Genomic DNA, 246 nt, shown 5'->3' on the forward strand with positions numbered 1-246 from the left:
TCCGAGCGCCTCCGGGGGTCGGCAGCGGCCCTTGCCCTGCCGACGCTCAATCCCGCAGGTCGCTGTAGCCGCCCGCCACCCACTCTCGGAGACGCTTCACGGCTCGGATCCCGTCGGGTGTGCCGGGCCGGTCGAGCGGCGCGTGTTCGGAGTCGCCGAACACGTCGTGCTGAACGGGTACACCGTTCTCCCGCAGGCGCGCCGCGAACGGTTCGCTGGCGCGCCTGCGGGAGAACGGTGTACCCG

1 protein-coding gene is annotated in these 246 nt (G+C 72.8%); it reads right to left on the reverse strand.

Features of this window, described 5'->3' with window-relative positions; translation table 11 throughout:
* Nucleotides 1-46 precede the first annotated feature (46 nt).
* Nucleotides 47-246, reverse strand: a 200-nt coding sequence (locus AC0IX4_RS23240) for a hypothetical protein (RefSeq protein ID WP_471831443.1), incomplete at its 5' end; no start/stop codon positions are given.

The sequence above is a fragment of the Rhodococcus sp. AC861 genome, from assembly GCF_979256035.1.